General features: G+C 71.4%; 19 protein-coding genes. 9 read left to right on the top strand and 10 right to left on the bottom strand.

Features of this window, described 5'->3' with window-relative positions:
- Nucleotides 1-5 precede the first annotated feature (5 nt).
- From ACBJ32_RS18585 to ACBJ32_RS18560, 6 genes are all read right to left on the bottom strand, one after another.
- A complete protein-coding gene (locus ACBJ32_RS18585) occupies nucleotides 6-749 on the bottom strand; it encodes an isocitrate lyase/phosphoenolpyruvate mutase family protein (RefSeq protein WP_375127800.1) in 744 nt (247 codons plus the stop codon).
- Nucleotides 746-1,471 carry a hypothetical protein gene (locus tag ACBJ32_RS18580; RefSeq protein WP_375127799.1) on the bottom strand — a complete coding sequence of 242 codons (726 nt, stop codon included), beginning with the start codon at nucleotides 1,469-1,471 and terminating at the stop codon, nucleotides 746-748. Before ACBJ32_RS18580 ends, ACBJ32_RS18585 begins: the two co-directional genes overlap by 4 nt.
- 125 nt (nucleotides 1,472-1,596) lie before the next feature.
- A complete protein-coding gene (locus ACBJ32_RS18575) occupies nucleotides 1,597-2,277 on the bottom strand; it encodes a DUF998 domain-containing protein (RefSeq protein WP_357875359.1) in 681 nt (226 codons plus the stop codon).
- Nucleotides 2,274-3,485, bottom strand: coding sequence for a glycosyltransferase (locus tag ACBJ32_RS18570; RefSeq protein ID WP_375127798.1), 1,212 nt, complete (start codon nucleotides 3,483-3,485; stop codon nucleotides 2,274-2,276). The genes ACBJ32_RS18575 and ACBJ32_RS18570 overlap by 4 nt, the downstream gene beginning before the upstream one ends.
- Before the next feature lie 55 nt (nucleotides 3,486-3,540).
- Nucleotides 3,541-4,353 carry a DMT family transporter gene (locus ACBJ32_RS18565; RefSeq protein ID WP_375127797.1) on the bottom strand — a complete coding sequence of 271 codons (813 nt, stop codon included), beginning with the start codon at nucleotides 4,351-4,353 and terminating at the stop codon, nucleotides 3,541-3,543.
- 36 nt (nucleotides 4,354-4,389) lie between these two features.
- Nucleotides 4,390-5,010: a DedA family protein gene (locus tag ACBJ32_RS18560; protein WP_357875355.1), complete on the bottom strand. Its 621-nt coding sequence runs from the start codon at nucleotides 5,008-5,010 to the stop codon at nucleotides 4,390-4,392.
- 392 nt (nucleotides 5,011-5,402) lie between these two features.
- On the opposite strand from ACBJ32_RS18560, the gene ACBJ32_RS18555 reads away from it, so the two are divergent.
- Both ACBJ32_RS18555 and ACBJ32_RS18550 read left to right on the top strand, forming a co-directional pair.
- Nucleotides 5,403-6,554 (top strand): sensor histidine kinase, encoded by a 1,152-nt coding sequence (locus tag ACBJ32_RS18555; RefSeq protein ID WP_375127796.1) that lies wholly within the window; start codon nucleotides 5,403-5,405, stop codon nucleotides 6,552-6,554.
- Nucleotides 6,555-6,594: 40 nt separating this feature from the next.
- A complete protein-coding gene (locus tag ACBJ32_RS18550; RefSeq protein ID WP_375127795.1) occupies nucleotides 6,595-7,617 on the top strand; it encodes a hypothetical protein in 1,023 nt (340 codons plus the stop codon).
- On the opposite strand, the gene ACBJ32_RS18545 is transcribed toward ACBJ32_RS18550, so the two are convergent.
- From ACBJ32_RS18545 to ACBJ32_RS18535, 3 genes are all read right to left on the bottom strand, one after another.
- Entirely contained in the window at nucleotides 7,525-8,166 is a 642-nt protein-coding gene (locus ACBJ32_RS18545) for a VC0807 family protein (protein ID WP_375127794.1), read from the bottom strand. The genes ACBJ32_RS18550 and ACBJ32_RS18545 overlap by 93 nt on opposite strands.
- Nucleotides 8,167-8,380: 214 nt before the next feature.
- Nucleotides 8,381-9,031 (bottom strand): leucine efflux protein LeuE, encoded by a 651-nt coding sequence (gene leuE / locus ACBJ32_RS18540; protein ID WP_357875347.1) that lies wholly within the window; start codon nucleotides 9,029-9,031, stop codon nucleotides 8,381-8,383.
- A 47-nt stretch (nucleotides 9,032-9,078) separates the two neighbouring features.
- Nucleotides 9,079-10,272 (bottom strand): serine hydrolase domain-containing protein, encoded by a 1,194-nt coding sequence (locus tag ACBJ32_RS18535; RefSeq protein ID WP_375127793.1) that lies wholly within the window; start codon nucleotides 10,270-10,272, stop codon nucleotides 9,079-9,081.
- A gap of 91 nt (nucleotides 10,273-10,363) precedes the next feature.
- Here ACBJ32_RS18535 and ACBJ32_RS18530 point away from each other — a divergent pair, with 91 nt between their 5' ends.
- Genes ACBJ32_RS18530 through ACBJ32_RS18520 form a run of 3 tightly spaced genes read left to right on the top strand, consistent with a single transcriptional unit; the run spans nucleotide 10,364 to nucleotide 13,249 of the window.
- A complete protein-coding gene (locus tag ACBJ32_RS18530) occupies nucleotides 10,364-11,230 on the top strand; it encodes a TIGR03619 family F420-dependent LLM class oxidoreductase (protein WP_375127792.1) in 867 nt (288 codons plus the stop codon).
- A gap of 31 nt (nucleotides 11,231-11,261) precedes the next feature.
- Nucleotides 11,262-12,653: a selenium-binding protein SBP56-related protein gene (locus ACBJ32_RS18525; RefSeq protein WP_375127791.1), complete on the top strand. Its 1,392-nt coding sequence runs from the start codon at nucleotides 11,262-11,264 to the stop codon at nucleotides 12,651-12,653.
- Nucleotides 12,650-13,249, top strand: a complete 600-nt coding sequence (locus tag ACBJ32_RS18520) for a hypothetical protein (RefSeq protein ID WP_375127790.1) — start codon at nucleotides 12,650-12,652, stop codon at nucleotides 13,247-13,249. The genes ACBJ32_RS18525 and ACBJ32_RS18520 overlap by 4 nt, the downstream gene beginning before the upstream one ends.
- Here ACBJ32_RS18520 and ACBJ32_RS18515 read toward each other — a convergent pair.
- Entirely contained in the window at nucleotides 13,230-13,730 is a 501-nt protein-coding gene (locus tag ACBJ32_RS18515) for an Lrp/AsnC family transcriptional regulator (protein ID WP_375127789.1), read from the bottom strand. The two genes, ACBJ32_RS18520 and ACBJ32_RS18515, sit on opposite strands and share 20 nt — an antisense overlap.
- 93 nt (nucleotides 13,731-13,823) lie before the next feature.
- On the opposite strand from ACBJ32_RS18515, the gene ACBJ32_RS18510 reads away from it, so the two are divergent.
- The 4 genes from ACBJ32_RS18510 to ACBJ32_RS18495 all read left to right on the top strand — a co-directional run bounded on the left by ACBJ32_RS18510 (nucleotide 13,824) and on the right by ACBJ32_RS18495 (nucleotide 19,690).
- The gene (locus ACBJ32_RS18510; protein ID WP_375127788.1) at nucleotides 13,824-14,516 is read left to right on the top strand and encodes a nitroreductase family protein; all 693 of its coding nucleotides are present in this window, start codon (nucleotides 13,824-13,826) and stop codon (nucleotides 14,514-14,516) included.
- 71 nt (nucleotides 14,517-14,587) lie between these two features.
- Nucleotides 14,588-16,414, top strand: coding sequence for a M14 family zinc carboxypeptidase (locus ACBJ32_RS18505; protein WP_375127787.1), 1,827 nt, complete (start codon nucleotides 14,588-14,590; stop codon nucleotides 16,412-16,414).
- A 280-nt stretch (nucleotides 16,415-16,694) separates the two neighbouring features.
- A complete protein-coding gene (locus ACBJ32_RS18500) occupies nucleotides 16,695-18,257 on the top strand; it encodes a chitinase (RefSeq protein ID WP_375127786.1) in 1,563 nt (520 codons plus the stop codon).
- Nucleotides 18,254-19,690, top strand: coding sequence for a carbohydrate-binding protein (locus tag ACBJ32_RS18495; protein ID WP_357895483.1), 1,437 nt, complete (start codon nucleotides 18,254-18,256; stop codon nucleotides 19,688-19,690). The genes ACBJ32_RS18500 and ACBJ32_RS18495 overlap by 4 nt, the downstream gene beginning before the upstream one ends.
- Nucleotides 19,691-19,704 lie beyond the last annotated feature (14 nt).

Genomic DNA, 19,704 nt, shown 5'->3' with positions numbered 1-19,704 from the left:
CTCGATTATCGCGGCAACCAGGCGACGATCTCGGCATATGTCGGCATCCCTGGGGCCTGCTCGCCGCGGGCGGCGAGCGCCGTGCCCAGCGCCGCCGCCAGCGCGGCCCGGTAGAGCAGCGACCCGGTGCTCACCCTGGCCACCCCCGCCTCGGCCAGCCGGGCCAGGCTGGGCCCGCCCTGCTGGTAGAGCACGTTGAGCGGCAGCGGCGTGCTCGCCGCCACCTTCGCGATCTCGTCCAGGTCGCTCAGCCCCGGCACGAAGACGCCGTCGGCGTGCCCGTAGGCGTCCACCCGTTCGGCGGTGCCCTCGCCGGTCCCCAGCCAGTACGTGTCCGTGCGCGCGTTGACGAACACGCCGTGCCCCTTGGCCGCCTCGATGATCCGCTGTTGCAGCCCGATGGGGCGCAGCGTGCCGTCAGGACGGCCGTCCTCCAGGTTGACGCCCGCCACGCCCAGCGCGGCCAGGCCCGCCACCAGCTCGCCCACCTCGGCCGGGTCGTCGCTGAACCCGCCCTCGATGTCCACCGTCACCAGGACGCCCAGGCCGCTGATCGACTCCGCCAGCTCGATCGTCTCGGCCCTCGTGGCGCCGGCCGCGTCGGGCCTGCCGTGCACGGCGGCCACGCCGAGGCTGGTCGTGCCGATCGCGGGGAAGCCGTGCGCGGCCAGGTAGGCCGCCGAGCCGTAGTCCCAGGCGTTGGGCAGCAGCAGCGGATCGCCGGGGCGGTGCAGGTCGTGGAAGTTCACTTCAGCAGTCCTTCCAGTACGCCCGCGGCCAGCGCGAGCGCGTGCTCGGGGGCGGGGCAGGGGCGCACGCCGTGGCCGAAGGTCAGGTGCGGGACGTGGCCGCGCGCGGGGTCGTGCGCGCCGGGGTCGCGGTTGACGGCCACCAGGTCGATCGTCACCTCGTCGCCGGTGCGCGTGTCCAGCCTGCGGGTGGCCTTGAGCGGCGGGTCGCGCCTGAGCGTCTCGCCCAGCAGCTCGTCGATGTCCTGGTCGGGGCCGGCGTGCGCGAGTGCGGTCTCGATGAGCCCTTCCGTGGCGGCGTGCGCCTGCAGCAGCAGCGTGATCACCGGGATGCCGGCCAGCTTCAGCAGCTCGGCCACGGCGGCGTCGGCCTGCGGGCTCTCCTCGCCCGACAGGTAGCCGGCCGCGGCGGCGGGCACCGCACCGGTGTCCTCGACTCCTAGCGCCGCTCCCAGCACGGCCGTCGGCACGCCACGCCAGTCGCCGCCCCGCTGCCTGGTCAGCGCCTCGGCGGCCGCTCGCAGCCCGGCGGGGTCCAGCCCGCTCAGCAGTTCGACCAGCTCGTGGCGCCGCCGCGCGTGCGTCTCGCCGGTGCTGAACCGGGACACGCGGGCACGCAGCCAGGCCAGCGTCCCTTCCGTGCCGTCCTGGCGTACGGGTGGCGGCACGTACCGGGTGTCGGAGAGAACCGCCGTGGCTTCGGCATGTCGGGTGATGAGCATGAGGTCACGCTAGGGCTCAGTCCTTTCGGCGGCGGTCGAAGTGTCGCGGGCAGGACGGGGGTGCCACGCGGTGGAAGCGCGTCAGGTGGTGGAGCGGGTCTGCGGTGGAAGCGTTCGGAAGCGCGTCAGGCGGCCAGCCGTTCCTGGGGCTCGCGCTCGGGGACCTCGGCCGGCTCGGCGGGTACGGGCTCGCTCTTCGCGACGGCCCGGCCGGAGAAGGTGGCCAGCGCCATGGCGATGAGCAGCGCCATCTCGGCCAGCACGACGCCGCGCTCCAGCGTCCCGTAGTAGCCGCCGCCGTTGATCAGCGACGAGGTGATGGAGGCCGGGTGGGCCGCCAGGTAGATCGCGAGCGTGGCCGCGGCGGCCACGCTGAGCGCGCGCACCGCGTTCCACCCGGACGCCGCCGCCCGGCCCTTGGCCAGGACCCAGCCGGCGACCGGCAGCGAAGTGAACACGACCGCCGCCGACCAGCGGTGGATCTCGCCGGAGAGCGTACCGATCTGCGAGGTGCCCGGATCGGTCGGGAAGATCGCGCTCATCATCAGCCCCGCCGCCCCGGCCACCAGCAGCACCCGGGTGGGCGCGGTGCGCGCGGGGTCGAGGGTGGCCAGCCCGTACGCCAGGCACAGGCAGGCCGCCGCCAGCGCCAGCATCCCGATCAGGACGGGCACCAGGCCGCCGGAGACCAGCGCGTAGTCGCTGAGCAGCACCTGGGTGGGCAGCGCCACGTCCGCGTACGCGAGCGCGCCGGCCGACACCAGCGTGCCGATCATCGTGCCCCAGACGCTCTGCCTGGGCGTCATCGCATCACCTCGTCGTAGATCCGCTCGAACCGGGCGAGCGACGCCTGGTCGTCATGGGTGAGTGCCAGCTCCCTGCTGGCCTTGCCGAGCCGGGCGCGCAGGCCGTCGTCGGCGAGGACGGTCGCCAGGTGCCGGGCCAGCGCGACCACGTCGCCCGGCTGGTACAGGTAGCCGTTGCCGTCCACCAGGTGCGGCAGCGCCATCGCGTCGGCGGCCACCACGGGCAGCCCCGAGGCCATGGCCTCCAGCGTGGCGATGCTCTGCAACTCGGCGACGCCGGGCATGGCGAACACGTCGGCGGCGGCGAAGGCCTGCGGCATGTTCTCGTCGGCCACGAAGCCGAGGAAGAACACCCGCTCGCTCACGCCGATGCGCCTGGCCAGCCGCGTCAGCTCCTCCCGCTGGTTGCCCTTGCCGACGAAGGCGACCTGCGCGTCGGTCTCGTTGAGCACCAGCGGCAGCGCGCGGATCACCTCGTCGAGGCGCTTCTCCTCGTCGAGGCGGCCGACGAACAGGATCGTGGGCCGGTCGGGCAGGTCGAACATCTTGCGCGCCCACGCCTTGGGCTCGGTGTGCGGGTAGAACCTGGTCAGGTCGATGCCGCAGGAGACCGGCTCGACGCCGCGCCCGAAGCCCTGGTCGGCCAGCAGCTTGGCGGCCAGCGGGGTGGGCGTGGTGATGTGGTCGGCCCGGTTGAAGATGCGGCTGAAGTCGCGCCAGGCCAGCTTGCCCGCCTTCTCTCGCAGCCGCGCGGGGATGTGGGCGAACTGGAAGAGGTTGTCGGGCATGAAGTGGTTGGTGGCCACGATGGGCACGCCGGCCCGGCGGGCGGCGGCGATGGCGGACCTGCCGACCACGAAGTGACCCTGGGTGTGCAGCACGTCGGGCTTGATGATGGAGACGAGCCGGTCGAGCCGGGTCGGCACGGTGAAGCGCATGGTCGGGTGGACCAGCAGCGGCGCCGAGCGCAGCCGGTGCACGATCACGCCGTCGGACACGTCGGCGCTGGCCGGGCCCAGGTCCGACTGGCAGACCACGTGCACCTCGTTGCCCCGCGCGGCCAGGCCCGTGGCCAGGCGATGGGTGAAGTAGGCGGCGCCGTTCACGTCGGGTGGGTAGGTGTCGGACGAGATGAGGATGCGGCGCGGGCGCTCGGGGGCGGGGGAGAGCGCGGCGCGGTCGGGGACGCTGTGCAGGGGCATGGCCATGTCGATGAACTCCGATGTCAGGGATGGCTTGGGGAGAGCCGTGAACTGGGGAATCTCATGCGGGGTCGTGGTGGGCCTCCAGCGGGCTGGTCCGCGCCAGGGCGACGGTGCCCGCGGCGGTCAGCAGGGCCGCCAGGACCGGCAGGATCCCGGTCGGCAGCGGCTCGCCCAGCAGCAGCGCGCCGAACGCCACCGCGGTCAGCGGGTCGGCGATCTGCAGCGAGGCGAAGGAGACGCCGAAGTGCCCGACGGCGTAGGCCCGCTGGAGCATCACCAGCGCCAGCAGCGCGGGGACCGGCAGCGCCAGCAGGTACCACCAGTTCCAGGCGCCGTCCACCAGCACCCGCATGAGGGTGGCGGTGGCGCCGTACAGCACTCCTGAGCTGGTCGCCAGCAGCGCCGCCCGGCCGGCGGGCGAGACCGCCTTCGAGCCGGCCCACAGCAGCACCGCCGCCACCCCCGCCACGCCCAGCAGCGTGAGCACGCCGTTCGGGCTGAGCTGGGTGGGGCCGTGCGACTCGGGGACCAGCAGCACCAGCCCGATCAGCCCCGCCGCCACCACGCCGGCGGACACCAGCTCGGCGCGCGACGGCCTGCGGCCGTGCAGCGTGGCTGCCAGGGGCAGCGCGAACAGCAGGCTGGCCACGCCCATCGGCTGCACGATCGTCAGCGGCCCGAGCCCGAGCGCGACGATGTGCAGGCCACCACCCGCCAGGATGGACACGCCGCCGAGCAGCCAGCGTGGCCTCCTGAGCAGCGCGAGCAGCCCCGGCTTGGCGGAGCCGGCCGCCTCGAACTGCTGCAGCGCGGCCCCGAGCGCGAAGAACAGCGAACCGACCAGGGCGATCACCGCGGCCAGCACAGTCATGCGCACTCCTTTCAGACGGATGGTTGCCAGGCAGGGTCAAACGGACGTGTCCGCAGGAAGACGTTCCGGGGAAGCCTTGATGGCGCGCTTCTTCCTGACCCATCGCACGATCTCCACCACGGCGGTGATGGACAGCGCGATGCCGAGGCCGAGCAGCAGACCCTTGATCGGGTCGTTCTCGAACGCCATTCCGCCGAAGTAGCCGATCAGCCCGGAGTACACCGCCCACGAGCTCGTCGCGATCGCGTCGAAGAAGGTGAACGAGCGCAGCGGATGCCGCACCGCGCCCATGGTCAGCGTGGTCGCGGTACGCCCCCCGGGGATGTACCTGGCCACGACCAGGACGAGGCCGCCCCGTTCTGCCAGGGCACCGCGCGCCCAGACGAACGCCTTCTTGTCGCGCAGCCTGCCTGACGACTTGTTGCCGATCAGGTAGGAGATGTGGTCCCCGGCGAACGCGCCGAGCGCGGCCACCAGGATGACCAGGGCCAGGTTCGGCTCGCCGGAGGCAGCGGCGAACACCCCCGCCGTGATCACGGACGTCTCGGCGGGCACGACGGGGAAGAACCCGTCGAGCAGCGCCAGGCCGAACAGCGCGACATACAACCACGGCGACGACATCACCTGCTCGACGAGGTCGAGGATGGCGTGCGACATGAGCGTGTACTCCGATCGTTAGGGCACTCACACAGCCTGACGGCGTGCGACGTCCGGGAACATCGGGGATGCCCCCGGTCGAACGCGGTCCTTTCCCTTACGCGGGTCAGGGCCGATACCCCTTGAAACTAGGAACTCCGCAGTTCACGGCACATCGGACGATCGGCACGCACTACCCCCTACTTTCGTCGGGGGGAGGGCCTGCGACCTCCGGATGACACCTTCGATCAAACCGGTTCTCGCCGGTGGAATCAGGAGTGGAGATAGGCGCATTCGTGGTGGGGCTAGCCCCACCACGGTGGTGGACGGCACCCCACCCCCGACTTTCGTCAGGGGCGCCACCTGACTTCGGACGGCATCCGCTTCCCGGCACTGCCGATACCGTCGGTGCGGTGAAACGTCTTCGCCGGGAGAACCGCCGCCAGGTGGTCTATGACGTGCTGCTCTTCGTCGCGCTCGGCGTTTTCGTCGCCGCCATGGGGCCCGACCCGTTCCAGGACCCCGCCGGGTTCGGGACGGTGACCGTGCCCCGCTGGGTGCTCGCCGGGGTGGCCGTGCTCGTCGGCCGGCCCTACCCGCTGGCCGCGCTGGTGCTGCTGCTGCCGCTGGGGCCGTGGCGGTTCAGCGAGGGGTTCGCGACCGTGGACCTGAGCTGGCTGCTGCCCCGGCGCAACGTGAAGATCCTGCCGCTGCTGCCGACGTCGCCGTTCATCGCCTGGTACGCGTACCTGACCGGGCGGCGCATGGCCAGGGGAGGGCCGGCGCTGGTCGCGTTCTGCCTGATCGCGCTGGTGGGCGTGGTGGTGGTGCTGAGCAGGGGCGGCGATCTGGCGCTGTGGGTGTCGATGGCCACCGCGGTCGCGGGCACCTACGTGGTGCCGCACCTGTTCGGGGTGCTGCGCCGCAAGCTGCTGCAGCAGCGGCGGCAGGCCAGGATGTCGGCCGAGGCGCAGGCCAGGCTGCGGGAGCGGGCCAGGATCGCGCGCGAGATGCACGACTCGCTCGGCCACGACCTGGCCCTGATCGCTGTCAGGGCGGCGGGGCTGGAGCTGGCTCCCGGGCTCGCCCCCGCCCAGGTCAAGGCGGCGGGGGAGCTGCGGCTCGCGGCGGCCGACGCCACCGAGCGGCTGCGCCAGATCATCGGGCTGCTGCGCGAGGACTCCGACGCGGCGCCGCTGGCCCCCGCGGGCGAGGAGGTCCCGGAGCTGGTGCGCCGGGCCGCCGACTCGGGCATGTCGATCTCCCTCGACCTCGCCCCCGGGCCGGTGCCCGGCCTGGCCGCCGCCGTGGTGCAGGAGGGGCTCACCAACGCCGCCAAGCACGCGCCGGGGGCCGCCGTGGCGGTCTCGGTCGCGCCGCACCTGGTCCGCGTACGCAACGGGCCGCCGCGCTCCAGGCCCACCGCCAGGACCGGCGGGCTGGGGCTGGCGGGCCTGCGCGAGCGCGTACGCCTGGCCGGCGGCACGCTCACCGCCGGACCGGCGGGCGACGGCTTCGAGCTGACCGTGACACTCCCCCGCGAGGGGGAGGAGGATCCCCGCTAGGCGGGAGGGTCCAGGCAGCCGGACGCGCGACGCTCGGAGCATGACGCAACCCGCACCGAGCGCCGACCACCGGCCCCGCCAGGTCGTGAGCACCACGGACCTCGCGCCGGGCATCGGCCGCCGCACTGCCGCGATCGTGGCGGTGGCGGCCATGCTGCCCTACCTCACGCTCAAGATCCTCTGGCTGACCGGCAGCTCCCTCGGCGTGAGCGACCCGAGCCTGATGAACGACCCGGCGATGGTCGGGCTCAACGCGATGACCTTCGGCATGGACGCCGTGGGCCTGCTGCTGGCGCTGGCCTTCACCGCGCGCTGGGGCATGCGGCTGCCCGCGCTGCTGGTGCTGCTCCCGCTCTGGGTGGGCACCGGACTGCTGTCGGTGATCGTCGTCACCGCGCCGATCGTCGTCGCGGCGGCCGGGACGGCCGCGTTCAGCGGCGGCCCCATCGCGTCGTGGGTCTACATGATGGTCTACAGCGGTTTCCTGGCGCAGGGCGTCGGCCTCATGGCGGCCTTCGCCCTGTACGCCCGCGACCGCTGGCCGGCCGCCTTCACCACGGCCACCGGCCTGTCCTTCCCCAGCCCCACGAGGCCGCTGCAGGCGATCCTGGCCTGGGCCGCGCTGCCGGTGGCCGTGGTGCTGGGCGGCGCGCGGCTCGTGCAGGCCTTCGAAGGCCCGGCAGCGGCGGCGGCGCAGAGCGGGGTCAAGGGCCTGCTCGCGGTCGCGGGGGCCGTCGCGCTGGTGGTGATCGTCCGCAGGCGGGGCGCCGGCCCGTTCTGGCGCCCGCTGGTGGCGGCCTGGCTGGGCTCGGGCTCGCTGTTCGCCTGGGGCCTCTACGTGCTGATCATCCGGTCCGTGGGCGGGCCGATGGCCGCGGGGGCGGGTGACCCGGCCGACCTGGTGGAGCTGTTCGGCATGCTGACAGGGCTGGTCATGGGGTTGTGCGGGGCGTTCCTGCTGATGGAACGGTCAGGTGTGCGCGACGTGCAGCCGGTGCAGGAGCCGCTTGAAGGCGATGATCGAGAACGTGATCGCCGTACCGCTGATCACGGCCACCGCTGACGTGCGCAGGATCATGAACGCGCCGAGCGAGCCGCCGATCGACTCGTAGACGGCCAGGAAGATGCTCAGCGTGGAGTTCATCAGCAGCACGAACGCCCACAGCAGCGTGATCCTGGCGAAGAACCGGCGCACCCGCTCGTGCTTGAGCACCGCGGACGGCAGATGGATGTAGTCGAGCGTGAGCTTCTGCACGAGCGGCCTGTTCAGCCGTACGGAGGCGAGGAAGGCGATGCTGATGCAGATCGTGCCCATCTCGGGCTGGATGAAGAACCACATCCAGGTGCCCGTCCAGAACGCCACGATCGCCCGGATGGTGATCGCGAACGCGGCCAGGTACATGGTGGCGGGCACCTTGACCCGCTTGACGAGCCGCCAGGCCACACCCAGGTAGACCCAGGCGACGGTGAGGGCCAGCGCCCACTTGAAGCCGAGGACCACCATGGCGAGGTAGAAGACGGCGAGGGGGGCGACCACGCCTTCGAGCAGCCGGGGAGCCGCCTGCCGGGCGAGCGCGGTGAGGCGTGGGAGGGTGACCGGTGGATGGTTCAAGGCTGCTCCGCAGATAGGCCGACGATCGACGTCTACCCGGGCTTCGGGGGACCAGGCGTTTCGGATGGATCGCTCGACGTCACCGATGCGTCCATCACCGCCGTCCCGGGAAGCACGCCGGTGGCCTACCGTACCCGAGGAGGAGGGATGGGACTGCCTCTTTTGACGCGTTCCATCTGTCTCCACGAAAACAGCGCAACCTTGAATACGGCTTTCATCCGAGTGACGCTGTGGCGAGCTTCGCGCCGAACCCCAGGAAGACGGCCCCGACGCCGGACGTGAGCCCGGCGCTGAGCCGGCGGTGGCGACGGAACTGCGCGGCCAGGAAAGTGCCGCCGAAGATCAGGCCGGTCAGGTAGAGGAAGCTGAAGAGCTGGATGACCGCGCCCAGGATGACGAACGACAGCGCCGGGTTGGCGTAGGCCGGGTCCACGAACTGCACGAAGAACGACAGGAAGAACAGGATGGCCTTCGGGTTCAGCAGGCTGATCGTCAGGGCCTTGCGGAACGGGCGCGTGCGGGCGTCCACCTTCTCGGCCGGGGTCTCCGTCGTCCGGGCCGATCGCCATGACTTCAGGGCGCCGCGGAGCATCTGGAAGCCGATCCACGCGAGGTAGCCCGCGCCGGCGTACTTGACGATCGTGAACAGCAGCGGGTTGGCCCGCAGGAGCGAGGCGGCGCCGGCGGCGGTGAGGAACATCAGCACCGTGTCGCCGACGAAGACGCCCGCGGCGGCCCGGTATCCCTGCCGGACACCGTGCTGGGCGGCGTAGGAGAGCACGTACAGGGAGTTCGGGCCGGGCAGGAGGATGATCAGGAAGGCGCCGACGACGTAGGCCCAGAAATCCGTGATACCGAAGAACATGCCGCTTGCTCCTGGGAAGAATGGTGACATATCACGGTATCCGGTGATCAGGCGTACCAGATGCCTCCGTAGGCCTGATGGTGGCCGAGCGCCCGGTACGCCGCGTCCACCAGCGCCTGGCCGCGCGGGTTCACGCCGAGCCCGGCGCCCTGCCTGCTCATCGTGTAGCCGAACGCCAGCCGCGCCGCCGGATCGCAGAACCCGATCGAGCCGCCCATCCCGACGTGCCCGAACGCGCTCTCCGGCAGCAGCACGCCCTCGCTGTCGGGCTCGGGCAGATGCCGGTTGTCCACCGCCTTGACGAAGCCCAGCGCGAAGTGGGTCGGCGCGAGCAGCACCGCGTCGGCGCCGGCCGAGGCGGTGAGCGACATGAGCGCCAGGTGCTCCCTGCTCACCAGGCCGCCGCCGCCCAGCGACAGCGGGCGGTACATGCCCGCCAGCCCCCGCGCGTTCGTGATCCCCCCGACGGCCCCGATCTCGGCGGCGTGCGCGGCCCTGCTGTCGGACTCGCCGGCGGCCATGTAGCCGCCCTCGTGGGCCAGGACCGCCGCCTGCACCGAGGTGGGGTCGCCGAACGCCTTGAGGTAGAACGAGGCCGGCGCCTGCGGCGGATCGGCGGGCACGGTCGGCGCGACCCGCCCCTCCTGCTCCTCGGGCAGCCCCAGCCAGAAGTCCAGCCCGAGCGGCTCGGCCACCTCCTCGCGGAAGAACGTGCCGAGCGAGCGCCCGCTCACCCGCCGCACCACCTCGCCCACCAGGTAGCCGAAGGTGAGCGCGTGGTAGCCGTGCCTGGTGCCCGGCTCCCAGTACGGCTCCTGCTCCGCCAGCCGCCCGGCCATCAGCTTCCAGTCGTAGAAGGCGCCGGGCGGCAGCGGCTCGCGCAGCGCGGGCAGCCCGGCCTGGTGGGAGAGCAGGTGCCGGACGAGCGTGCCGCCCTTGCCGCGCACGCCGTACTCGGGCCAGTAGCGGGTCACCGGCGCGTCCAGGTCGAGCTCGCCGCGCGAGGCGAGCACGTGGGCGCACAGCGCCGTCGCGCCCTTCGTGCACGACCACACGTGCCCGATCGTGTCGCTCGCCCAGGGACGGCCGGGTGCCGCCTGCCCGCCCCACAGGTCGACGGCCACCTCGCCGCCGACGATCACGCACACCGACGCGCCCAGCTCGCCGCGGCGGGCCAGATTGGCCTCGAACTCCTCGCGCACCTGGGAGAACATGGGGTCACAAGTGCCATGCACGGTCATTTCCCGAATGCATCACGAATGTCGGCGCGTGTAAACCGATGACTTTCCACCCCGGCCCTGGTCAGAAGTGCAGACAAGGAAGGAGCAGGAGATGGATCTCGGAATCGGACTTCCCGTGACAGGCCCGCAGGCGAACCCGGAGGAGATCGTCCGCGTGGCCCAGGCGGCCGAGCGGGCGGGGCTCGGCGCGGTGTGGACCTACGAGCGCCTGCTGCGGCCCGCCCAGCCCTGGATGCTGGGGCTGGAACAGGTCATCCCGCTGCCCGAGGAGAGCGCCTCCGTGTACGACCCGCTGGAGACCCTGTCCTACCTCGCGGCCAGGACCAGCACGATCCGCCTGGGCACCACGGTCATGGACGTGCTGTTCCACCCGCCTGTCGTGCTGGCCAGGCGCCTGGCCACGCTCGACCGGCTCAGCGGCGGCCGCGTCTGGGCCGGGCTGGGGCAGGGCTGGATGAAGCAGGAGTTCGAGGCGGCGGGCGTGCCCGTCAAGCGGCGCGGGGCGGGCTTCGCGGAGCACGTGGAGGCCATGCGCGCGTGCTGGGGCCCCGACCCGGTGAGCTTCTCCGGCCGGTTCTACACGATCCCCGAGTCGGGCATCGGGCCCAAGCCGACGGGGCTGACCCTGCTCGGGGGCGCGGCGGCGCCCGCGGCGGTCGAGCGGGTGGCCGGCCTCGGGCTGGGGCTGACCACGGTGGTGTTCGACTGGGATCAGCTCGCCCAGGGCGTCGAGGCGTACCGCAAGGCCGGCGGCGCGGGCCCGCTGGTGATCCAGGTGAACGGCACGGTCAGCGAGCGCCCGCTGGACGAGCGCGCACCGCTCACCGGCTCGCCGGAGCAGGTGGCCGAGGACCTGGCGCGGGCCAGGGCGCTGGGCGCCGACCACGTGCTGTGGCAGCCGATCGGCTTCGACACGGAGGGGCTGGTCGAGCGCATCGCGGAGATCAATACCCATTGACGGTGTAGGGAATCGGTCTATATCTGGAGAGATGACCCTCTGGACTCCGGATCCCACGTTCTACCCGTCCCCCAGAGACGCCGCCGGCGCCCCCGCAGAGAAGCTGGCCTACGTCGCCGCCTTCGACCGGGCGGCGGCCCGGCCCGACGCCCTCGCCGTCATCGACACCGACCCGTCCTCGCCCGCCTACGGCACCGTCGCCGGCTGGACCGACCTGCCCAACACGGGCGACGAACTGCACCACTTCGGCTGGAACGCGTGCAGCAGCGCCCTGTGCCCGAACGCGCCGCACCCGCACGTGGAGCGGCGCTACCTGGTCGTGCCGGGCCTGCGCTCCTCGCGCATCCACATCTACGACACCAAGGACCGGATCAGCCCCGAGCTGGTCAAGGTGATCGAACCGGAGACGCTGGCCCGCCGCGCCGGCTACTCGCGCCCGCACACGGTCCACTGCGGCCCCGAGGGGCTGTACGTCTCCGCGCTCGGTGGCGCCGACGGCAGGGACGGGCCCGGCGGCATCGCGGTGCTCGACCACACCTCGTTCGAGGTGATCGGCCAGTGGGAGCTGGACCGGGGGCCGCAGTACCTGGCCTACGACTTCTGGTGGCACATCAACCAGGACGTGCTGGTCTCCTCGGAGTGGGGGACGCCGTCGATGATCGAGGACGGGCTGGTCGGGGAGCTGCTGCTCGGCCGCAAGTACGGCCACAAGCTGCACTTCTGGGACCTGCGCAAGCGCGCCCACGTGCAGGAGGTGGACCTCGGCGACGAGCACCAGATGCCCCTGGAGCTGCGCCCCGCCCACGACCCGACCCGCCTGTACGGCTTCGCCGGCGTGGTCGTCAGCGTCGAGGACCTGTCGGCGTCCGTCTGGACCTGGTTCCACGAGGACGGCCGCTGGCAGGCCCGCAAGGTCATCTCCATCCCCGCCGAACCGGCGGACGCCGACCGCCTGCCGCCGATCCTGCAGCCGTTCGGCGCGGTGCCGCCGCTGGTCAGCGACATCGCCCTGTCGGTGGACGACCAGCGGCTGTACGTCTCGTGCTGGGGGACGGGGGAGATCAAGCAGTTCGACGTCGCCGACCCGTTCAAGCCGGTCGAGCTGGCCTCGCTGCGGGTGGGCGGCATCGCCCACCGGAACCCGCACCCCGCCGCCCCCTCGCTCCCGCTGCGCGGCGGGCCGCAGATGGTCGAGGTCAGCCGCGACGGCCGCCGCGTCTACCTCACCAACTCCCTGTACGGCGCCTGGGACGACCAGTTCTACCCGGACGGGGTGGGCGCCTGGATGGCCAAGATCGACACGGACGCGTTCACCTTCGACACCCGCTTCTTCCCCCACGGGGACGACTTCCGCGGCCTGCGCCCCCACCAGGTTCGCCTGCAGGGCGGCGACGCCTCCTCCGACTCCTACTGCTACCCGTGACGCTCACCGCCGTGCTCCTGCTGGGCGCCTTCCACGGCCTCAACCCGGCGATGGGCTGGCTCTTCGCCGTGGCCCGCGGCCTGCAGGAGCGCAGCCTGGACCGGCTGCTGCAGTCGATCCCGATGATCGCCCTGGGCCACCTCGCCTCGGTGGCCCTGGTGGCCCTCGTCGTCGCCGCCACCGGCTCGCTGGTCACGGGCAGCGTCCTGTCGATCGGGGGCGGGGTGGTGCTGGTGGGCTTCGGACTGTGGCGGCTGCTGTCCCGCAGGCACTTCCGGTGGGTGGGGATGCGGCTGTCGCTGTGGCAGCTGGCCGGCTGGTCGTTCCTGATGTCGTCCGCCCACGGGGCCGGGCTGATGCTGCTGCCGGTCTTCACCGGCCTGCACGCGCAGGGCCACGCGGGTCACGCCGCCTCCGGCGGGCTGGGCGTGGCGGCCCTGCACACGCTGGCGATGTTCGGGGTGGCCGGGACCGTCGCCGTGGTCGTCTACCGGGTCGCGGGGCTGACCGTGCTGCGGCGGGCCTGGTTCAACGTGGACCGCATGTGGGCCATGGCCCTGGTGGCGGCCGGGGTCATCACGCTGGCCCAGGTCTGACACCGCCCTGCCACGGACCTGTCAGCGGCATCACGCGGTGCGGCACCACCGTGGACAGCGTGATGACGGTGGTGCTGCGCCGCACTCCGGGGATGGCCAGCATCCGGTCGATGACCTGCTGGAGGTGCTCGTGGTCGCGGCCCGCGATCCGGCACAGCACGTCGCCGGGACCGGTCACGATGTAGGCCTCCAGCAGCTCGGGGATGGCCTCCAGGGTCGCCGAGATGTGCTCGCGGGCCGCCTGCTCGACCTCCAGCGTGGTGAACGCCTGCACCGGGTGCCCGAGCGCGGCGGGGGAGAGGGCCGGACCGAAACCCGTGATCACGCCGTCGGTGACCATGCGGTCGAGCCGGGCCTGGACGGTTCCCCGCGCCACCCCCAGCAGCCGGGCGATCTCCAGCAGGCCGCTGCGCGGGCGTTCGGCGACCAGGCGGAGGACGGCGCGGTCGAGATCGTCGAGACCGTGGCGGCGTGCTGGCATATTCGCCTCCCATGGGGGGTTTCGCTGCCAGATCGGCAGCATGTGAGGGGCACTGTTGTCAGATCCGGCACCCGGGCCGAGACTTGCGATCTTATGGAGCACCGGCACCCGTTCGTTCCCTACAGGCCCGAGCGCTACGCGCCCGAGGAGATGGTCAGGCGCGGCGAGGAGTTCCACCGGCTGGTGGACCGGCGGCGCAGCGTGCGGCAGTTCAGCCCGGAGCCGGTGCCGTACCGGTGTGTCGAGCTGGCCGTGCGGGCCGCCAACACCGCGCCGTCGGGGGCGCACCAGCAGCCGTGGAAGTTCGTGGTGATCGGCGACCCGGAGACCAAGCGGCGCGTGCGCGAGGCGGCCGAGACCGAGGAGCGGCAGAACTACGAGGGCGGCCGGCTGCCGCCCGAGTGGCGGGCGGCGCTGGAGCCGCTGGAGACCGGCTCGGACAAGGGCTACCTGGAGGTGGCGCCCTGGCTGGTGGTCTGCTTCGCCGAGAAGTACGGCCTGACCTGCGAGGGCGAGAAGGTCCGCCACTACTACGTCAACGAGAGCGTGGGCATCGCCTGCGGCCTGTTCATCACGGCGCTGCACGTCATGGGCCTGTCCACGCTCACGCACACGCCGAACCCGATGGCCTTCCTCGGCGAGATCTGCCGCCGCCCGGCCAACGAGCGGCCCTACATCCTGTTCCCCGTCGGGTACGCGGCCGAGGGGAGCGAAGTGCCTGATCTGGCCAGGAAACCGTTGGAGGAAGCCCTTATCCCCATGTCCGTAAATTTGGGTCTTTCCTAGGTCTTCCAACCTCATCACTCTCAGTTCAGGCGCGAGTCAGTACCCCATCCGGCGCGCCTGAGGAGGACGAGGTGAAACGCCGTTTAGTCATCCTGATGGCCGCCCTCAGCCTGATCTGCCTGACCGGCATGACGGGCGCGGGCGCCACCGCCGAACCGCCGCCCAACAAGCAGTACCGCGTGTCCGGCCCGGCCGACGCCCGGCAGCGCAGTGCCGTGGCGGCCACAGGAGCCGCCATCGAGGAGGTGGCCACGGACTCCGTCGTGGTCACGGCCACGGAAGCCGAGGTCTCCGCGATCAGGCGGCTCGGCTACCGGGTCGCGGAGGTGCCCCGCCCGACACCCCCGTCCGCCGACGCCTTTGACTTCCCGCCGGCGGACTCGCAGTACCACAACTACGCGGAGATGAACGCGGAGATCAACGCCCTGGTGGCGGCCCATCCGACGATCATGAGCCAGTCGAACTACGGCACGTCGTACGAGGGCAGGAACCTGCGCCTGATCAAGATCAGCGACAACGTGGGAACGGACGAGAACGAGACCGAGGTCCTGTTTACCGCCCACCAGCACGCCCGCGAGCACCTCACGGTCGAGATGGCGCTGTACATCATGCACCTGCTCACCGACAACTACGGCAGCGACGCGAGGATCACCAACCTGGTGAACACCAGGGAGATCTGGATCATGCCGGACATGAACCCGGACGGCGGCGAGTACGACATCGCCACCGGCAGCTACCGCTCCTGGCGCAAGAACCGCCAGCCCAACTCCGGCTCGTCGGCCGTCGGCACCGACATGAACCGCAACTGGGCCTACAACTGGGGCTGCTGCGGCGGCTCGTCCGGCTCGACGTCGAGCGAGACGTACCGGGGCGCGAGCGCCGAGTCGGCGCCCGAGGTCAGGGCGGCGGCCAACTGGGTGCGCAGCCGCGTGGTCGGCGGCGTCCAGCAGATCAAGTCGCACATCGACTGGCACACCTACAGCGAGCTGATCCTGTGGCCCTACGGCTACACCTTCAACGACACCGCCCCCGGCCTGACCCAGGACGACAGGGACGCGCACGCCACCCTCGGCCAGAACATGGCCTCCACCAACGGGTACACGCCCGAGCAGGCCAGCGACCTCTACATCACCGACGGCACCATCGACGACTGGATGTGGGGCGTCTACAAGATCTTCAGCTTCACCTTCGAGATGTACCCGACCGGCTCCAGCCCGGGCTTCTACCCGCCGGACGAGCAGATCGTCCCCCAGACGACCCGCAACAGGGAGGCGGTGCTGCGCTTCCTGGAGTACTCCGACTGCGTCTACCGCATCATCGGCAAGGAGGCCCAGTACTGCGGCACCGGCAACCCGCCGGTGACCGTCTGGTCGGACACGTTCGAGACGGACACGGGCTGGACCGCCAACCCGTCCGCCACCGACACCGCCACCCTCGGCCAGTGGGAGCGCGGTGACCCCGAGGCCACCACGTCCAGCGGCGCCAAGCAGCTCGGCACCACGGTCAGCGGCACGAACGACCTGGTCACCGGGCGGCCGGCAGGCTCCTCGGCGGGCGCGTACGACGTCGACGGCGGGATCACCTCGATCCAGTCGCCGCCGATCACCCTGCCGTCCACCGGCGCGCTGAACCTGTCGTTCTCGTGGTACCTGGCGCACGGCTCGAACGCCTCCAGCGCCGACTACCTCCGGGTCCGCGTGGTCGGCAGCACCACCGCCACGGTGTTCAACCAGGCCGGCGCGGCCACCAACCGCAACGGCTCCTGGGCCACGGCCACGGCGAGCCTGAACGCGTTCGCCGGCCAGACCGTCCGCATCCTCGTGGACGCCGCCGACGCCTCGGGCGCCTCCCTGGTGGAGGCCGGCGTGGACGACGTGCGGATCACCCAGCAACCGTAACTCTCCACCACCACTCCGCCGCACGGGATTCCGGCCCCCGTGCGGCGGAGTCGCGTTTTGGGTCTTGTAAGCCTCCGTTGTCAAAGCTACGATCGCGACAACTCTTAGGAAACTTTCCTAAAAGTAATCATCAATCGGACAAAACCTAACAACCGCTGCAAGGTTACTCGCGCCGACACCCCAGGCCCGTGTCTACATCTCCGCGGGCCGTGCCGTACGGCTTGCGCTCTCACCCCCCGGTGCAAGCCGTACGGCACGCACACCCCCCAAAGGAAGAACCGTGAGACTCCGCGCGATCCTGTTAGCTCTGGCGACCCTCACACTCGGCCTCCACGCCCTTCCCGCCCACGCCGCGGCCGCCACCGCGACCTTCGTCAAGGTCGCCGACTGGGGCTCCGGCTTCGAGGGCAAGGTCACCGTCACCAACGGCACCACCACCGCCCTGCCGAGCTGGAACGTCCAGTTCGACCTGCCCTCCGGCTTCACCATCCCGTCCGCCTGGGACGCGGTGATGACCAGGAACGGCCAGCACTACACCTTCACCAACCCGGGCTGGGCCTCCCCGCTCGCGCCCGGGGCCAGCGCAAGCTTCGGCTTCAACGGCAGCCCCGGCAACTTCCCCGGCATCACCGGCTGCACGCTGAACGGCTCCTCCTGCGGCGGCGGCACCCAGCCCGGCGTGCCCGGCGCCCCCGGAGCCGTCAACGCCACCGCGACCGGCAACGCGATCACCCTGAGCTGGGGCGCGTCCAGCGGCACGGTGACCGGCTACCGCGTCTACGAGGGCACGGCCGTCAAGGCCACCACCACCGCCACCACCGCCACGATCGGCGGGCTCGCCGCCTGCGAGACCCGCACCTACACCGTCAAGGCGTACAACGCGCAGGGAGAGTCGCCCGGCCGCGATGCCACCGCCACCACCACCGGCTGCACAGGCGGCGGGACGCTGCCCAGGCACTTCCTCACCGGCTACTGGCACAACTTCGTCAACCCCGCCGTCGAGCTCAAGCTCTCCGCCGTGCCGAACGAGTACGACCTCGTCGCCGTCGCGTTCGGCGAGGCCACCGCCGACCCCGGCGAGGTCGTCTTCGCGGTCGATCCCGGGCTCGCCACGGCCGTCGGCGGCTACACCGACGCCCAGTTCAAGGCCGACGTCGCCGCCCTGCACCAGCGCGGCAAGAAGGTGATCCTGTCGGTCGGCGGCGAGGCCGGCCGCGTACAGGTCGCCAGTGCCGCCGCGGCGACCCGGTTCGCGGACTCGGTGCACGCGCTCATGCAGAGCTACGGCTTCGACGGCGTGGACATCGACCTCGAGAACGGCCTCAACGCCACCTACATGGCCCAGGCGCTGCGATCGCTGCGCGCCAAGGCCGGCTCCGACCTGATCATCACGATGGCCCCGCAGACCATCGACATGCAGTCGACCGGGATGGAGTACTTCAAGCTCGCCCTGTCCATCAAGGACATCCTCACGGTCGTCCACACGCAGTTCTACAACTCCGGCTCCATGCTCGGCTGCGACCAGGCCCAGGCGTACACGCAGGGATCGGTCAACTTCATGACCGCCCTGGCCTGCATCCAGCTCGAGAACGGCCTGCGCCCCGACCAGGTGGCGCTCGGCCTGCCGGCAGGGCCGGGCGCCGCGGGCGGCGGCGTCGTCGCACCCTCCCTCGTCAACCAGGCACTCGACTGCCTGGCCAAGCGCACCAGTTGCGGGAGCTTCACGCCACCGCGCGCCTACCCGGACATCAGGGGCGTGATGACCTGGTCCATCAACTGGGACGCGAGCAACAACTGGCAGTTCTCCAAGACCGTCAAGCCCCACCTTCAGGGAATGCCATGAAATTTCGCAGCAGACTCACCGCACTGGTGGCCGGCCTGGCTCTCGCGCTGACCGGCGCAGGGCTGACCACCGCGCCCGCGGCGTACGGCGCGGTGCAGCAGATGGCCGCCGCCTGGGCGCCGTGGACCTCCTACGCCGTCGGCGCGGTCGTCACCCACAACGGCGTGGACTACGTGTGCCTGCAGGCGCACACCTCCCAGCCCGGCTGGGAGCCGCCGAACGTGCCCGCCCTGTGGAAGCAGGGCTCGGGCGGCGGCGGCAACGACACCACGGCCCCGTCCGTGCCCGGCAACCTCCGCTCGACCGGCGTCACCTCCAGCAGCGTCTCCCTGGCCTGGAACGCCTCCACCGACAACGTGGGCGTCACCGGCTACAACGTCTACCGCGGCGGCACCCTCGTCACGACGGTGAGCGGCACGTCGTACACCGACACCGGCCGCGCCGCGAGCACCAGCTACACCTACACCGTCCGCGCCCGCGACGCGGCGGGCAACCTGTCCGGCACCAGCAACTCCGCCACCGCCACCACCTCCAGCGGCGGTGGCGGCAACCCGAACCCCACCAGGATGCCCGGCGCCCCGTACCTCTACATGGGCTGGGGCAACCCGCCCAACCCCGGCACGGTCATGGACGCGACCGGCGTGAAGTCGTTCACGATGGCGTTCATCCTGTCCAGCGGCGGCTGCACCCCGGCCTGGGACGGCCAGCGCGCGCTGACCGGCGGCGCGGACCAGCAGGCGATCAACACGATCAAGTCGAAGGGCGGCAGCGTCCAGATCTCCTTCGGCGGCTGGTCGGGCAACAAGCTCGGCCCCAACTGCGCCACCCCGCAGGCGTACGCCAACGCGGTGCAGCAGGTCATCAACGCCGTCGGCCCGGCCGTCGTGGACTTCGACATCGAGAACACCGACGAGTTCGAGAACTACACCGTCCAGGACCGCATCCTGAACGGGCTCAAGATCGTCAAGCAGAACAACCCGAACGTCAAGGTCGTCGTCACGTTCGGCACCACGAGGACCGGCCCGAACAGCCACGGCATCCGCCTCATCAACCAGGCGAGGGCGCTCGCCGTGCCGATCGACAACTTCACGATCATGCCGTTCGACTTCGGCAGCTCCAACATCTACCAGGACACCGTCAACGCCTCAGAGGGCCTGAAGAACGCGCTCAAGAGCGCCTACGGCTGGACCGACGCCCAGGCGTACGCGCACATGGGCATCTCCGGCATGAACGGCCTGTCCGACCAGCAGGAGCTGACCTCGCCCGCCACCTGGACCCAGATCCGTGACTGGGCCAACTCCAAGGGCCTGACCAGGCTCGCCTACTGGGCCGTCAACCGCGACCGCCCCTGCCCCGGCGGCGGCGTGGTCTCGAACTGCAGCGGCATCGCGCAGTCCGACTGGGAGTTCACCCGCATCACCGCGGGCTTCTGACCCGCTGAGCGGCC

This window comes from Nonomuraea sp. GTA35, assembly GCF_041950525.1.
Taxonomy (GTDB): domain Bacteria; phylum Actinomycetota; class Actinomycetes; order Streptosporangiales; family Streptosporangiaceae; genus Nonomuraea.
The sequence above is the reverse complement of the archived record's forward strand: the minus strand, read 5'-3'. Positions and strand labels throughout refer to the sequence as shown.

Excerpts from the sequence above, each read along its gene's own strand:
- ACBJ32_RS18580 (WP_375127799.1), bottom strand. The coding sequence starts at position 1,471 with ATGCTCATCACCCGACATGCCGAAGCCACGGCGGTTCTCTCCGACACC.
- ACBJ32_RS18575 (WP_357875359.1), bottom strand. The coding sequence starts at position 2,277 with ATGACGCCCAGGCAGAGCGTCTGGGGCACGATGATCGGCACGCTGGTG.
- ACBJ32_RS18570 (WP_375127798.1), bottom strand. The coding sequence starts at position 3,485 with ATGGCCATGCCCCTGCACAGCGTCCCCGACCGCGCCGCGCTCTCCCCC.
- ACBJ32_RS18565 (WP_375127797.1), bottom strand. The coding sequence starts at position 4,353 with ATGACTGTGCTGGCCGCGGTGATCGCCCTGGTCGGTTCGCTGTTCTTC.
- ACBJ32_RS18560 (WP_357875355.1), bottom strand. The coding sequence starts at position 5,010 with ATGTCGCACGCCATCCTCGACCTCGTCGAGCAGGTGATGTCGTCGCCG.
- ACBJ32_RS18550 (WP_375127795.1), top strand. The coding sequence starts at position 6,595 with ATGACGCAACCCGCACCGAGCGCCGACCACCGGCCCCGCCAGGTCGTG.
- leuE (WP_357875347.1), bottom strand. The coding sequence starts at position 9,031 with ATGTTCTTCGGTATCACGGATTTCTGGGCCTACGTCGTCGGCGCCTTC.
- ACBJ32_RS18535 (WP_375127793.1), bottom strand. The coding sequence starts at position 10,272 with ATGACCGTGCATGGCACTTGTGACCCCATGTTCTCCCAGGTGCGCGAG.
- ACBJ32_RS18530 (WP_375127792.1), top strand. The coding sequence starts at position 10,364 with ATGGATCTCGGAATCGGACTTCCCGTGACAGGCCCGCAGGCGAACCCG.
- ACBJ32_RS18525 (WP_375127791.1), top strand. The coding sequence starts at position 11,262 with ATGACCCTCTGGACTCCGGATCCCACGTTCTACCCGTCCCCCAGAGAC.
- ACBJ32_RS18515 (WP_375127789.1), bottom strand. The coding sequence starts at position 13,730 with ATGCCAGCACGCCGCCACGGTCTCGACGATCTCGACCGCGCCGTCCTC.
- ACBJ32_RS18510 (WP_375127788.1), top strand. The coding sequence starts at position 13,824 with ATGGAGCACCGGCACCCGTTCGTTCCCTACAGGCCCGAGCGCTACGCG.
- ACBJ32_RS18495 (WP_357895483.1), top strand. The coding sequence starts at position 18,254 with ATGAAATTTCGCAGCAGACTCACCGCACTGGTGGCCGGCCTGGCTCTC.